This is a genomic window from Pseudomonas sp. A1230 (genome assembly GCF_044218825.1).
In the GTDB taxonomy this organism is placed as follows: Bacteria; Pseudomonadota; Gammaproteobacteria; order Pseudomonadales; family Pseudomonadaceae; genus Aquipseudomonas; species Aquipseudomonas iridis.
In genome coordinates this window covers 110,075-124,761 of the sequence record NZ_CP162582.1, presented here as the reverse complement: position 1 = coordinate 124,761, position 14,687 = coordinate 110,075, and the positions used below count along the sequence as shown (strand labels likewise).

General features: G+C 59.3%; 10 protein-coding genes. All 10 read left to right on the top strand.

Translation table 11 applies throughout. From position 1 onward, the window contains the following. The first annotated feature begins 6 nt into the window (after positions 1-6). The 10 genes from yaaA (at position 7) to AB4P97_RS00540 (ending at position 14,684) form a co-directional block, all read left to right on the top strand. Positions 7-786, top strand: coding sequence for a peroxide stress protein YaaA (gene yaaA / locus AB4P97_RS00585; RefSeq protein WP_042557757.1), 780 nt, complete (start codon positions 7-9; stop codon positions 784-786). An 809-nt stretch (positions 787-1,595) separates the two neighbouring features. After that, on the top strand, positions 1,596-2,912 hold the full coding sequence (locus AB4P97_RS00580; RefSeq protein ID WP_042557756.1) for a nucleotide sugar dehydrogenase: 1,317 nt from the start codon (positions 1,596-1,598) through the stop codon (positions 2,910-2,912). 98 nt (positions 2,913-3,010) lie between these two features. Then, positions 3,011-4,495 (top strand): mannuronan synthase, encoded by a 1,485-nt coding sequence (gene alg8 / locus AB4P97_RS00575; protein WP_390896409.1) that lies wholly within the window; start codon positions 3,011-3,013, stop codon positions 4,493-4,495. Positions 4,496-4,530: 35 nt separating this feature from the next. Beyond that, positions 4,531-5,700, top strand: a complete 1,170-nt coding sequence (locus AB4P97_RS00570; protein WP_042557754.1) for an alginate biosynthesis protein Alg44 — start codon at positions 4,531-4,533, stop codon at positions 5,698-5,700. Positions 5,701-5,715: 15 nt separating this feature from the next. Further along, positions 5,716-7,218 (top strand): alginate biosynthesis TPR repeat lipoprotein AlgK, encoded by a 1,503-nt coding sequence (gene algK, locus AB4P97_RS00565; RefSeq protein ID WP_395601947.1) that lies wholly within the window; start codon positions 5,716-5,718, stop codon positions 7,216-7,218. After that, complete coding sequence (locus AB4P97_RS00560; RefSeq protein ID WP_395601946.1) at positions 7,215-8,702, top strand: alginate export family protein; 1,488 nt, start codon at positions 7,215-7,217, stop codon at positions 8,700-8,702. The genes algK and AB4P97_RS00560 overlap by 4 nt, the downstream gene beginning before the upstream one ends. Positions 8,703-8,728: 26 nt before the next feature. Then, positions 8,729-10,300 (top strand): mannuronan 5-epimerase AlgG, encoded by a 1,572-nt coding sequence (algG, locus tag AB4P97_RS00555; RefSeq protein WP_042557752.1) that lies wholly within the window; start codon positions 8,729-8,731, stop codon positions 10,298-10,300. 10 nt (positions 10,301-10,310) lie between these two features. After that, positions 10,311-11,771 (top strand): alginate O-acetyltransferase, encoded by a 1,461-nt coding sequence (locus AB4P97_RS00550; RefSeq protein WP_042557751.1) that lies wholly within the window; start codon positions 10,311-10,313, stop codon positions 11,769-11,771. A gap of 8 nt (positions 11,772-11,779) precedes the next feature. Continuing rightward, positions 11,780-12,904, top strand: coding sequence for a mannuronate-specific alginate lyase (locus AB4P97_RS00545; protein WP_395601945.1), 1,125 nt, complete (start codon positions 11,780-11,782; stop codon positions 12,902-12,904). A gap of 214 nt (positions 12,905-13,118) precedes the next feature. Then, positions 13,119-14,684 carry an MBOAT family protein gene (locus AB4P97_RS00540; protein ID WP_042557749.1) on the top strand — a complete coding sequence of 522 codons (1,566 nt, stop codon included), beginning with the start codon at positions 13,119-13,121 and terminating at the stop codon, positions 14,682-14,684. The last annotated feature ends 3 nt before the right edge of the window (positions 14,685-14,687 follow it).

The window sequence follows — 14,687 nt, the reverse complement described above, 5'->3', positions numbered from 1 at the left end:
GACTTCATGCTGATGGTGATTTCCCCCGCCAAGACCCTCGATTACGAAACGCCGCCGGCGACCCAGCGCTTCACCCAGCCGCAATATCTGGACCACTCCCAAGAACTGATCCAGCAATTGCGCGAGCTATCGCCGGCACAGATCAGCGAGCTGATGCACGTCTCCGACAAGATCGGCGGGCTCAATGCCGCGCGTTTCGGCAGCTGGACGCCAGCGTTCACCCCGGAAAACGCCAAGCAGGCGCTGCTCGCGTTCAAGGGTGACGTCTACACCGGTCTCGACGCGCAGTCCTTTAGCGAGGCGAATTTCGATTACGCGCAAAAACACCTGCGCATGCTCTCCGGCCTTTATGGCCTGCTGCGCCCACTGGACTTGATGCAACCGTATCGTCTGGAGATGGGCACCAAACTGGCCAACGCGCGCGGCAAGGATTTGTACGCGTTCTGGGGCACCCGCATCAGTGAATGGCTGAATGAAGCATTGGCCGAGCAAGGCGATGATTTGCTGCTCAACCTGGCGTCCAACGAGTACTTTTCAGCTGTCAAACGCACCGCGTTGAATGCGCGAATCATCAATGCTGATTTCAAGGATCTGAAAAACGGTCAGTACAAGATCATCAGCTTCTACGCAAAAAAGGCCCGTGGCCTGATGAGCCGTTTCGTGATCCAGGAAGGCATCAACGATCCTGCCCAGCTCAAGCAGTTCGATGTTCAGGGTTATCGCTACAGCGCTGAACAGTCGAAACCGGACAATCTGGTGTTTCTGCGCGATCACGCCCCCGAATAAAGCATGCCTATTGCACGACTCTTTCTACCAAGAGTCGTGCAGCTCGCACGATGTCGAAAATCCCCCGCCACATATCGCCATTTTTATGGCGCCATAAAACCAACACCCTCTTTTCTAATATTAGTTTCACTCGACACTGATCATTTTTTTCAGTAGTGGCACCTAAATTTTTTCACGGTAGTGGCACAAAACTATCTAACGTGATTATTCGCCTGTTATTAAAGGTCGAAAACGAAAGTGCCATCAAATTGAGATTGGTGCCATCTACGACAATATTTCAAGAAATTTCAGATTTCGCGATGAGTGGACAGGAACTTCGTCCAAATGCATAGCTCATACCACCGGTAACGATTCTCGCCGAGTTTGTACGAGATAACTTACGCAGGGCAGATAGTCATGTAACCAAGTTGTCACAGCAACTTGCCTAGATGACTAACTAGTCTGAAAACAAACCGAAGCACAGGAGATACGCTCCATTAATATCCCCTGCAAGGCCATGGCCACGCCCCTATAAACGTGCTCGCCTGAGTACACAACCGCTTGATTTGTATGGCTATTCGCCTGACACCAAGCGCGCAAACCGATTGCACCAAGGTCTCCAACAATGGAGATCGGCTGCATAACAGGGCAGGTCATAACAACAAGGCCTAGTTGCGCACATCTTGAGTGCACTTATTTAGACACTCGAAAATTAGTTTGCCTGCACACGGCATTGTGACGCCTGCGCGCCGCACTTTCGAGTGCACTTTTAACGCTGAACACCATTAACTCCGGCCTTCTTTGGCCTGATATATACAGAGGTAATTGCGATGCGCATCAGCATATTTGGTTTGGGTTACGTTGGCGCAGTTTGTGCCGGTTGCCTGTCTGCACGGGGCCATGACGTCGTGGGCGTCGATGTTGCCAAAGACAAGATCGATATGATCAACGCTGGCAAATCTCCGATTGTTGAACCCGGTCTGGGCGAGCTGTTGCAGCAAGGTATTCAGAACGGTCGTCTGCGCGGTACGACTAACTTCGCCGAAGCGATTCGTGACACCGATCTGTCGATGATCTGCGTCGGTACGCCGAGCAAGAAGAATGGCGACCTGGAACTCAACTACATCGAGGCCGTGTGCCGCGAGATCGGTTTCGTTCTGCGTGACAAGACCACCCGCCACACCATCGTGGTGCGCAGCACCGTACTGCCGGGCACTGTCGCAAACGTTGTCATCCCGATCCTCGAAGATTGCTCCGGGAAAAAGGCTGGCGTCGATTTCGGCGTTGCGGTCAACCCTGAGTTCCTGCGTGAATCCACCGCGATTGCCGACTACGACCTGCCACCGATGACCGTCATCGGCGAGTTCGACAAGGCCTCGGGCGACGTTCTGCAATCGCTGTACGAAGAACTCGACGCACCGATCATCCGCAAGGACATCGCCGTTGCCGAGATGATCAAGTACACCTGCAACGTCTGGCACGCCACCAAGGTGACCTTCGCCAACGAGATCGGCAACATCGCCAAAGCCGTCGGCGTCGATGGCCGTGAAGTGATGGACGTGGTCTGCCAGGACAAGACCCTCAACCTGTCCCAGTACTACATGCGCCCAGGCTTCGCTTTCGGCGGTTCTTGCCTGCCCAAAGACGTCCGCGCCCTGACCTACCGCGCCGGTTCGCTGGACGTCGAAGCGCCACTGCTCAACTCGCTGATGCGCAGCAACGAATCGCAAGTGCAGAACGCCTTCGACATCGTTGAAAGCCACGACAAACGCAAAGTCGCCCTGCTCGGCTTGAGCTTCAAGGCCGGCACCGACGACCTGCGCGAAAGCCCGCTGGTGGAACTGGCCGAAATGCTGATCGGCAAGGGTTACGACCTGAGCATCTACGACAGCAACGTCGAGTACGCCCGTGTTCACGGCGCGAACAAGGAATACATCGAGTCGAAGATCCCGCACGTGTCGTCCCTGCTCAACGCAGACTTCGAATCGGTGATCGACAACTCCGACGTGATCATCCTCGGCAACCGCGACGAGAAGTTCCGTGCGCTGGCTCAGCAAGCACCGCACGGCAAACAGGTTATCGACCTGGTCGGCTTCATGGCCAAAGCCACTGACGCCGGCACCCGTACCGAAGGTATCTGCTGGTAAAGCAGCCCTAAGCGACAAGCTTCGAGCTGCAAGCCAAAGCGTTTCGCTTGCAGCTCGAAGCTTGCGGCTTGAAGCCTTCTCACCTTCGGATGACGGTTATGTCGAACAAGCTCAAACATTTTTTTCTGCAATCCGCCGGCTGGCTTTTTTATCTCAGTCTGCTGATGGGCCTGGCCTTGATGCTGCCCACGTCCACGTTCGACTCCGAGTCGAAGGACTTCATTTTCCTGATTGGCGCCGTGGGTATCTGGCGCTACTCGATGGGTGCAACGCACTTTGTGCGCGGCATGATTTTTCTCTACATCGTCTACCCGCACCTGCGCCGTAAAGTGCGCAAGCTGGGCAAGGCGGCAGATCCGTCGCACGTGTACCTGATGGTCACCAGTTTCCGTATCGACGCGCTGACCACAGCGCAGGTCTACAGCTCGGTGATCCGCGAAGCGATCGACTGCGGACTGCCGGCCACCATGGTCTGCTCCATCGTCGAAATGTCCGATGAGCTGCTGGTCAAAGCGCTGTGGGCGCGAATGAATCCGCCGGATCGAGTGAAACTCGACTTCGTGCGCATTCCCGGCACCGGCAAACGCGATGGCCTGGCCTACGGTTTCCGCGCCATCTCCCGTCACCTGCCGGACGACCGCGCCGTCGTCGCCGTGATCGATGGCGACACCGTGCTCGCCGAGGGTGTGGTACGCAAAACCGTGCCGTGGTTCCAGATGTTCGGCAACGTCGGCGGCCTGACCACCAACGAATTCTGCGAAGTGCGCGGCGGCTACATCATGAGCGAATGGCACAAGCTGCGGTTCGCCCAACGCCACATCAACATGTGCTCGATGGCCCTGTCCAAACGCGTCCTGACCATGACCGGCCGGATGTCGGTATTCCGCGCCTCCGTGGTGACCAATCCGGATTTCATCGCCGACGTGGAAAGCGACTCCCTGCAGCACTGGCGCCTGGGCCGCTTCAAGTTTTTGACCGGCGACGACAAGTCGAGCTGGTTCAGCCTGATGCGACTTGGCTACGACACATTCTATGTGCCGGACGCGGCGATCCACACCGTGGAACACCCGCCGGAAAAGAGCTTCATCAAGGCCAGCCGCAAACTGATGTTCCGCTGGTACGGCAACAACCTGCGCCAGAACTCGCGAGCACTGGGCCTGGGCATGAAACGCCTCGGTGCCTTCACCTCGTTGGTGCTGTTCGACCAGCGCGTGTCGATGTGGACATCGCTGCTCGGCCTGACTGTGGCAATCATCGCCAGCTTCAAGTACGGCACCGCGTTCATCCTGGTGTACCTGCTGTGGATCGGCATCACCCGCCTGATTCTGACGCTGCTGCTGTCCTGCTCCGGTCACCGGATCGGCCCGGCCTACCCGGCGATTCTCTATTACAACCAGATCGTCGGTGCGCTGGTGAAGATCTACGTGTTCTTCCGCCTCGACCAACAATCCTGGACTCGCCAGCCCACTTCCCTGACCCGTGATCTCGCCAGCTTTCAACGTTGGTTCAACACTTGGTCGTCTCGGACCATGACCTTCTCCGCCGGCAGCATTTTCGTCGCCGTGCTGCTGATGATGGTCTGACCCGCCCCTATTGAATTAACAAGGAAATCGCCCCTATGAATACCGCCGTCAACGCCAACGTAGTGCATGAATCCGAAGCCCAGCGCCAACACGCCCGAGTGAAAATCCCGGCCAAGCTGCGTTTCTTCGGCCCTGACCGGACGCCGCTGGAAACCCGCGTGCTGGATCTGTCCGCCGGCGGCCTGGCGTTCAACGCCGGGCAGATGCCGCTGACCATCGGCCAGGTGCACAAGGCTCGCCTGCAGTTTGTGATCGACAACCTCGGTCTGGCCATGGACGTCGAGCTGCAGGTGCGCTCCTTCGACCGCCAGACCGGCCGCGTCGGTTGCCAGTTCCAGAACCTTGAGCCGCAGGATATTTCCACCCTGCGCCACCTGATCACTTCGCACCTTGCCGGCGACATCGTCAGCATGGGTGAAGTACTGGCGACCCTGCAGCGCGACAACTTCACCAAGGCGCGCAAGGTCAAGGACGGCGGCCACGGCATGACCCCGTTCGGGCGTCTGAAAGCCGTGACGTTCAGCGCCGGGATCTTCGCGGTCGGCCTGGTCGCGGCGGGCTTCATTGCCAAATCGGTGTACGGCATGTACTTCGTCAGCCACGCACAGGCCGGTCTGGTCAGCGTACCGGGCATGAACATCACCATGCCGCGTGACGGCACTGTGCAGAGCCTGATCAAGTCCGACGGCGTTGCGGCCAAAGGCGCGCCACTGGCGACCTTCAGCACCAGCATGCTCGACGTGCTCAAGGGCCACATGCAAGAAGATCAACTGTCGCCCGCCAAGGTTGAAGAACTGTTCGGCAAGCAAATGACCGGCACCCTGACTTCGCCGTGCGATTGCACCGTGGCCCAGCAACTGGTGGCTGACGGTCAGTACGCGAGCAAGGGCGATGTGATCTTCCAACTGGTGCCGCGCAACACCGAGGCCAATGTGGAAGCACGCTTCTCCTATCGCCAGTTCGGCGACGTGCGTCCGGGCACCCCGGTGAGCTTCCAGATCGCCGGCGAAGACAAGATCCGCACCGGCAAGATCGTCAGCAGCACCAGCCTGAAAAGCGCCGACCTGTCTTCCGATATCCGCGTACAGATCAAGCCTGACGAGTCGCTCGACAGCAGCCTCGCCGGCCGCCCGGTGGAAGTGAACAGCGACCGTGGCCCGAACCTGAACTGGCTGATCGACAAAGCCATGGCTGCCGGTCTTTAAGTCGAGGACATGCCTGTGACTACTCATATCTTCAACACACCGCCGAACCTGTGGGAGCGAGCCTGCTCGCGAAAAGGTCAGCGCGGTTTGTCTGATGTTCCGGGTCGACCGATTCGCGAGCAGGCTCGCTCCCACAGGGGACTGATGGTGTGCTCGCTGGCACTAGCAGTGTCTCTGGCCGGTTGCGCCGGCCTGCCCGATCAGCGCCTGGCCAACGAAGCGCTCAAGCTTGGCGACACCGCCACCGCTGCGCAGAATTATCAGCAACTGGCCGATCTGGGCTACAGCGAAGCGCAAGTGGGCCTCGCTGATATCCAGGTCGACAGCCGCGACCCAGCGCAAATGAAACAGGCCGAAGCGACTTATCGCGCAGCGGCCAGTGTTTCGCCGCGCGCTCAGGCACGTCTGGGGCGCCTGCTGGTGGCCAAGCCCGGTTCGACCGAGGCCGAGCACCACGAAGCCGAAACCCTGCTGAAAAAAGCCGCCGCCAATGGCGAAGGCAACACGTTGATCCCGCTCGCGATGCTCTACCTGCAATACCCGCGCAGCTTCCCGAACATCAACGCTCAGCAGCAGATCGATCAGTGGCGCAAATCCGGCTACCCGGAAGCAGGTCTGGCGCAGGTACTGCTGTACCGCACCCAGGGCACTTACGACCAGCATCTGGATGACGTGGAAAAAATCTGCAAAGCCGCGCTCAACACCACTGACATCTGCTACGTCGAACTGGCCACGGTCTATCAGAAACGTGCCCAGCCAGAACAACAGGCCGAGCTGATCAAGCAAATGCAGGCCGGTTACAGCCGCGGCACCGTCACCGCTCAGCGTGTTGATTCGGTTGCCCGTGTGCTGGCCGACTCGACCCTGGGCAAGACTGACGAAAAAACCGCGCAGTCGCTGCTTGAGCCGATCGCGCCGGGCTACCCGGCGTCGTGGGTCACCCTCGCGCAATTGCTCTACGACTTCCCGGAACTGGGCGACGTCGACCAGATGATGAAGTACCTGGACAACGGCCGCGCCGCCGACCAGCCGCGCGCCGAGCTGTTGCTGGGCAAGCTCTACTACGAAGGCAAAGTGGTCCCGGCCGACGCCAAGGTCGCCGAAGAACATTTCCAGAAAGCTGTCGGTCGTGAAGTGGCCGCCGACTATTACCTCGGCCAGATCTATCGCCGTGGTTACCTGGGCAAGGTCTATCCGCAAAAGGCCCTTGACCATCTGCTGACCGCTGCGCGCAACGGCCAGAACAGCGCCGATTTCGCCATTGCCCAACTGTTTTCCCAAGGCAAGGGCACCAAGCCCGACCCGCTCAACGCTTATGTGTTCAGCCAATTGGCCAAAGCTCAAAACACCCCGCAGGCCGATGAGCTGGCGACCACTGTCGCCGCCCAACTGCCGCCAGAGCGTCTGGCCGAAGCCCAGCGTCTGCTGCAACAGGAGCAGGCCAGCCGTGGCGCCCTGAACCCGAACACGCTGCAACTGCACGCCCTGCAAGAAGAAGACGGCGAGGAAAAACTATGAAGCTCAATCCATTCGTGAAGGCCGGTATTGGCCTCACCTTCGCGCTGATCTGGTCTTGCCCGACACTGGCCGCGATGACTGAAAGCAAAAACTTCGGCCTGGAAGTGAAAGTCACCGGCCAGTCCGAAGACGACCGTGACCTCGGTACCGCCAGTGGCGGCGACGTCAGCGGCGTCGGCCTCGACCTGCGTCCGTGGGTCTACGGCGAGAGCGGCGCGTGGAGCGCCTACGCGATGGGTCAGGCGGTGACCTCGACTGACATCATCGAGACCGACACCCTGCAGCAGTCCGCCAGCGACGGCACCCAGACCACCGACAACGGTGATCGCAAGACCAAGAAAAACTACCTGGCGATGCGCGAATTCTGGGTCGGCTACAGCGGCCTCACGCCTTACCCCGGCGAGATGCTCAAACTCGGTCGCCAACGCCTGCGCAATGACGACGGCCAATGGCGCGACACCAACATCGAAGCGCTGAACTGGACCTTCGACACCACCCTGTTGCGTGCGAACGCCGGTGTTGCCGAACGCTTCAGCGAATACCGTACTGACCTCAAAGAGCTGGCGCCCAAAGACAAGGATCGCCTGCACGCCTACGCCGATGCCGCTTACCAGTGGACACCGGGCAACTGGGTCGGGATTCGCGGTCACCATACTCACGATGACGGCAAACTCGACTATCCAGAACCCGGCGTTGCCGGCGATTCGCTGGACAAGAAAGAGAATGGCGACATCAGCTGGATCGGCCTCACCGCCGACAGCGATGCCTACAACTGGCGCAACACCAACACCGTCAACTACTGGGGCAGCATCACCGGCATGAGCGGCGACCGCGACACGGTCAACGCGCTGAACGCCGATGGCAGCCGCCCGACGCAAGCCAAACGCAGCGATGACGTCAACGGCTGGGCCACTGACATCGGTGTGCGTCTGCGCCTCGATCCGCAGTGGCAAGTCGGTGCCGCCTATGCCCGCGCCAGCGCCGATTACGAACAGACCGGTCTGGAAAGCAACCGCTCGAACTACACCGGTACACGTTCACGCGTTCACCGTTTCGGCGAAGCGTTCCGTGGCGAAATGAACAACATGCAGACCGCTACGTTGTTCGGTTCGTGGATGCTCAATGACGAGTACGACGCCAGCCTGATCTACCACAAATTCTGGCGCGTCGACGGCAACAAGCCAGTCGGCAGCAACGGTATCAACGCCGTCGAGAACAACACTGACGACGTCACCGGCGCCATCTTGTCCAGCACCTCGTTGCCGCTTGAAGACGGCAACAAGGACATGGGTCAGGAGATGGATCTTGTCGTCACCAAGTACTTCAAGCAAGGCCTGTTGCCGGCGGCATTGAGCCAGTCGATCGATGAGCCTTCGGCCTTGGTGCGCTTCCGTGGCGGCGTGTTCAAGCCGGGCGATGCCTACGGCAAAGAAGTCGACTCGTACATGCACCGCGCGTTCATCGACGTGATCTGGCGCTTCTGATGCCAACCGCCAAGGGAGTGCCCGACATGAACAGTGCCCGCAAAGGCTCACTCAGCCTGCTGGCCGGCGCGATGCTGCTGGCCTCGGCAGGTGCCTTCGCCAGCGTGGAGCCGGCCAAGCCAGCGACCACGGCGAAAGAGCTGCAACAAGCCAAGACGTATACCGTCAGCAGCGCACCGACCGAGGCGCTGAACCTGGCCGCGCCGACACTGCCGGACATCTCCGGCTACACCGCCGAAGCCGCCGCCGCGAAGATCGTTCGCAGCAAAGCGGGCAAGGTCAGCGTGCGCCGGATGATGCAGGAAGACGCCCTGAAGGACTTTATCGGCGGCGACAACAAGATGGCCGAGTGGGTGGTGCGTCAGCACGGCATTCCGCAGGCGATCTTCGTCGACGACGGCTACATGAACCTCAAGGATCTGGCGAAGAAACTGCCCAAGCAGTACTTCAGCGAAACCTCGCCGGGCGTGTACCTGGCGAAGTTGCCGATCGTGGTTGGCCGCAAGGGCATCCTCGAAATCGACGGCCAGACTCAGGAATTGCGCCTGTCCCAAGAGGCCGGGTCGTTCCTGGTCAACGACGGTCAGCTGTTCGTGCGTGATACCAAAATCACTGGCTGGCGCGAGAAGGAAAACGGCCCGGCAACCTTCCGTTCGCCGAAAGAATTCCGCCCGTTCCTGCTCGCCTGGGGTGGCACCGAGACTTACATCGTCAACAGCAAGATGGCCAGCTTCGGCTACGCCAACAGTAAGTCGTACGGTGTGAGTATTTCCCAGTACACGCCGAACATGGCCAAGGTCCTCAAGCGCGCCGAGCCGACTGGCTGGATCGTCGGTTCCGAGTTCTCGGACATGTGGTACGGCTTCTACTGCTATGAAACCCGCGACTTCGTGGTCAAGGGCAACACCTACAAAGACAACATCGTCTACGGCATCGACCCGCACGACCGTTCACACGGCCTGATCATTGCCGAGAACACCGTTTACGGGACGAAGAAGAAGCACGGGATCATCATTTCCCGCGAAGTGAACGACAGCTTCATCTTCAACAACAAAAGCTACGACAACAATCTCTCGGGCCTGGTGATCGACCGGAACAGCGTCAACAACATCATCGCCTACAACGAGATCTACAAGAACCACACCGACGGCATCACCCTCTACGAGTCTGCCGACAATCTGCTGTGGGGCAACAAGGTCATCAGCAACAAGCGCCACGGCATCCGCATTCGTAACAGCGTGAACATTCGCCTCTACGAAAACATCGCCATGGCCAACGGTCTGACCGGCGTCTACGGCCACATCAAAGACCTGACCGACACCGACCGCGACATCAAGCTCGACCCGTTCGATGCGCAGGTGTCGCTGATCGTGGTTGGCGGTGAGCTGGCGGCCAATGGCAGCGGCCCGCTGTCGATCGACTCGCCGTTGAGTGTTGAGCTGTATCGCGTATCGATGCTGGCGCCGACCAAATCCAGCGGCATCAGCTTCAACGGCATCCTGGGCGAGCGCCAGGATGAAATTCTTGACCTGCTGGTGCGCCAGCAGAAAGCCGTGCTGATCGACCCTGTCGAACGCCAGACCGAAATGCAGGACTGAGGATAATTTTATGCACCCACACTTGATCAAATTACTCAGCCTGTCGGCCCTGACCATGGGCATTCTGGCGGCCAGCAATGGTGCCCGCGCAGATCAAGCCAGCGCCGTCACCCCGCCCAAATTCACCGCTGATCCGTGCTGCAACCTGTGCCCGGAAGCCCACGACGCGAAGAACTACACCACGCGCTATCAGCAGAACTTCACCACGCTGGTACAGGCGCAAGGCGACTGGCTGTTCCGTACGCAAGAAGACCTGCGCACCGAATTCAACACCACCCCGGCCGGCTACAAACGCATGCAACAGCTGCACGATGCGTTCAAGAGCAAAGGGGTCGAGCTGGTGATCGTTTATCAGCCGACCCGTGGCCTGGTGAATCGCAACAAGCTCAACCCGCAGGAAAAAGCCGCGTTCGATTACGAAAAAGCGTTGGGCAACTACAAGACCATGCTCGGCCGTTTCGCCAAGATGGGTTACGTGGTGCCGGACTTGTCGCCGCTGACCAATGAATCGCTGCCAGACACCCTGCCCGCCCACGACTTCTACTTCCGTGGCGACCAGCACTGGACGCCATACGGCGCACAGCGCACGGCAAAAATCGTCGCCGAGAAGGTCAAGCAGATCCCGGCCTTCGCCGACATTCCCAAGCGTGAGTTCGAGACCAAGAAGTCCGGGCGCATGGGCAAGACCGGCACCCTGCATAACATGGCCGGGCAACTGTGCGGCACCAGTTACGCGATCCAGTACATGGACCAGTTCACCACCGAGCCGAAAGGCGAAGCGGGCGACGGCGACCTGTTCGGTGATTCCGGCAACCCGCAAATCACCCTGGTCGGCACCTCGCACAGCGGCAAGAACTACAACTTCGCCGGTTTCCTCGAAGAGTCGATTGGCGCCGACATCCTCAACGTCGCGTTCCCGGGCGGTGGTCTGGAAGGTTCGATGTTGCAGTACCTGGGCAGCGACGAATTCCAGAAAACCCCGCCGAAAATTCTCATCTGGGAATTCTCGCCGCTGTATCGCCTCGACCAGGAAACCATCTACCGCCAGATGATGGCGCTGCTGGACAACGGCTGCGAAGGCAAAGATGCACAGATGACCGGCAGCGCCACACTGAAGCCGGGCAGCAAACAAGAACTGCTGGTCAACAGCAAGAACCTGAACCTGCAGAACAGCAGTCATCAGGTCGACATTCGCTTCGCCGACACCTCGGTGAAAACCCTGCAAGCCACCCTCTGGTACATGAACGGTCGCCACGAGGACATCAAGATCGAGAAGCCGGAAACCTCCGACACCGACGGTCGTTTCGCCTTTGAGTTGCGCACGGACGAAGACTGGGCCTCGCAAAACCTGCTGGCAGTCGAAGTCCAGGGCCCGGAAGCGGGCGCCGCGCCACAGAAAGTCGAAGCGAAAATCTGCAAACGCAACGTATTCCCGGGCGCTGGGCAACAAACCGCTCAGGTCGGGCAATGAGGTCTGCTATGCGAAATCCGAAATTGAAAACTCTTTTAGCGCCGACGCTGCTCGGGCTGGCGATCTTCGCCGGCACCGCGCAGGCCGCCGCGCCATTGCGTCCACCTCAGGGCTATTTCGCCCCGGTGGATAAATTCAAGACTGGCGACAAAAGCGAAGGCTGCGATGCAATGCCGACGCCGTACACCGGCGCGCTGCAGTTTCGCAGTAAATACGAAGGCTCGGACAAGGCCCGTTCGACCCTGAACGTGCAGTCGGAAAAAGCCTTCCGCGACACCACCAAAGACATCACCACACTGGAACGCGGCACCGCCAAACGCGTGATGCAGTTCATGCGCGACGGTCGCCCGGAGCAGCTCGAATGCACGCTCAACTGGCTGACCGCTTGGGCCAAGGCTGACGCCTTGATGTCGAAAGACTTCAACCACACCGGCAAATCGATGCGCAAATGGGCGCTGGGCAGCATGGCCTCGTCGTACATTCGCCTGAAATTCTCCGACTCGCATCCGCTGGCGCAGCATCAGCAGCAAGCGCAGTTGATCGAAGCCTGGTTCAGCAAAATGGCCGACCAGGTCGTCAGCGATTGGGACAACCTGCCGCTGGAAAAAACCAACAACCACTCGTACTGGGCTGCCTGGTCGGTAATGGCGACGTCCATCGCCACCAACCGCCGCGACCTGTTTGACTGGGCGGTGAAGGAATACAAGGTCGGCGTGAATCAGGTTGATGCCGACGGTTTCCTGCCGAACGAACTCAAGCGCCAGCAACGCGCCCTCGCCTACCACAACTACGCCCTGCCGCCGCTGGCGATGATCGCCAGTTTTGCCCAGGTCAACGGTGTCGATCTGCGTCAGGAAAACAACGCCGCGCTGAAGCGTCTGGGTGATCGGGTGCTGTCGGGTGTTAAAGACCCGGATGAATTCGAGAAGAAGAATGGCAAAGAGCAAGACATGGACGACCTCAAGGTCGACTCCAAATTCGCCTGGCTCGAACCGTTCTGCACCCTCTACACCTGCCCGGCCGATGTGATCGAGAAGAAGCGCGATATGCAACCGTTCAAGACCTTCCGCCTTGGCGGGGATCTGACCAAGGTCTACGACCCGTCCCATGAAAAGGGCAACAAAGGTTCGTAAGACCAGACCCAAAACCTGTGGGAGCGAGCCTGCTCGCGAATACGGTCTGACATTCAAAAGTGATGTCGACTGACACGACGCTTTCGCGAGCAGGCTCGCTCCCACAGGGGCCAGTGTCAGGTTTAGAGATTTGTGAGTTGGCCCTCCGGTTTTTCGGTGGGGGGTTTGGGGGGGCTTTGGCCCTTGACTGTTGGTTAAAACTGGAGAGATCGGGATGGTATTTTCATCCAACGTGTTCCTGTTTCTGTTCTTGCCGATCTTTCTCGGCATGTACTACCTGAGCGGAATTCGTTATCGCAATCTGCTGCTGCTACTCGCCAGCTACGTGTTCTATGCGTGGTGGCGGGTGGACTTCCTGGCGCTGTTCGCTGCCGTCACGTTGTGGAACTACTGGATCGGCCTGAAAGTCGGTGCTGCCGGCGTGCGGACCAAACCGGCGCAACGCTGGCTGTTGCTCGGCGTGGCAGTGGATCTGTGCATCCTCGGCTACTTCAAGTACGCCAACTTTGGTGTCGACAGCATCAACGCGATGATGACCTCGGTCGGTCTGTCGCCGTTCATCCTGACCCACGTGCTATTGCCGATCGGGATCTCGTTCTACATCTTCGAGTCGATCAGCTACATCATCGACGTGTATCGCGGTGACACCCCGGCGACGCGCAACCTGATCGACTTCGCGGCCTTCGTGGCGATCTTCCCGCACCTGATTGCCGGCCCGGTTCTGCGTTTCCGCGACCTCGCCGACCAGTTCAACAATCGCACGCACACCCTCGACAAGTTCTCCGAGGGCTGTACGCGGTTCATGCAGGGTTTCATCAAGAAGGTCTTCATCGCCGACACTCTGGCGGTAGTTGCCGACCACTGCTTCGCCCTGCAAAACCCGACCACGGGCGATGCGTGGCTGGGTGCGCTGGCGTACACCGCGCAACTGTATTTCGACTTCTCCGGTTACAGCGACATGGCGATCGGTCTGGGTCTGATGATGGGTTTCCGCTTCATGGAAAACTTCAAGCAGCCGTACATCAGTCAGTCGATCACCGAGTTCTGGCGTCGCTGGCACATCAGCCTGTCCACCTGGCTTCGTGACTACCTGTACATCACCCTCGGCGGTAACCGTAAAGGTACGTTGATGACCTATCGCAACCTGTTCCTGACCATGCTTCTGGGTGGTCTGTGGCACGGCGCGAACATCACCTACATCGTCTGGGGCGCCTGGCACGGCATGTGGCTGGCCATCGAGAAAGCGCTGGGCCTGAACACCTCGCCACGCAGCCTCAACCCGATTCGCTGGGCCCTGACGTTCCTGCTGGTGGTGATGGGCTGGGTGATCTTCCGCGCAGAGAACCTGCACGTTGCCGGTCGCATGTACGGCGCGATGTTCAGCTTCGGCGAATGGTCGCTGTCGGAACTCAATCAGGCCAGCCTCACCGGTCTGCAAGTGGCAACTCTGGTGGTGGCATACGTCACGCTGGCGTTCTTCGGCCTGCGTGATCTGTACACCAATCAGCCACCGGTCAAGGCCAAACCTGAAGTCAACGTCGAGGCCGACGGCCCTGGCACTGCGACCCCGGGAATGATCAAAGCGGTGCCCGGCGACAACCCGGCAAGCATCCACGAGCCAGGCTACACCGTCGGCGTCGAAGCCCAGGTGCAACCGGCCTACTGGACCGCTGACTGGTCGCGCTACGCAATGCGCGCCGTGATTCTGCTGCTGTTCATTGCCTCGATTCTCAAACTCTCGGCGCAAAGCTTCTCGCCGTTCCTTTACTTCCAGTTCTGAGGG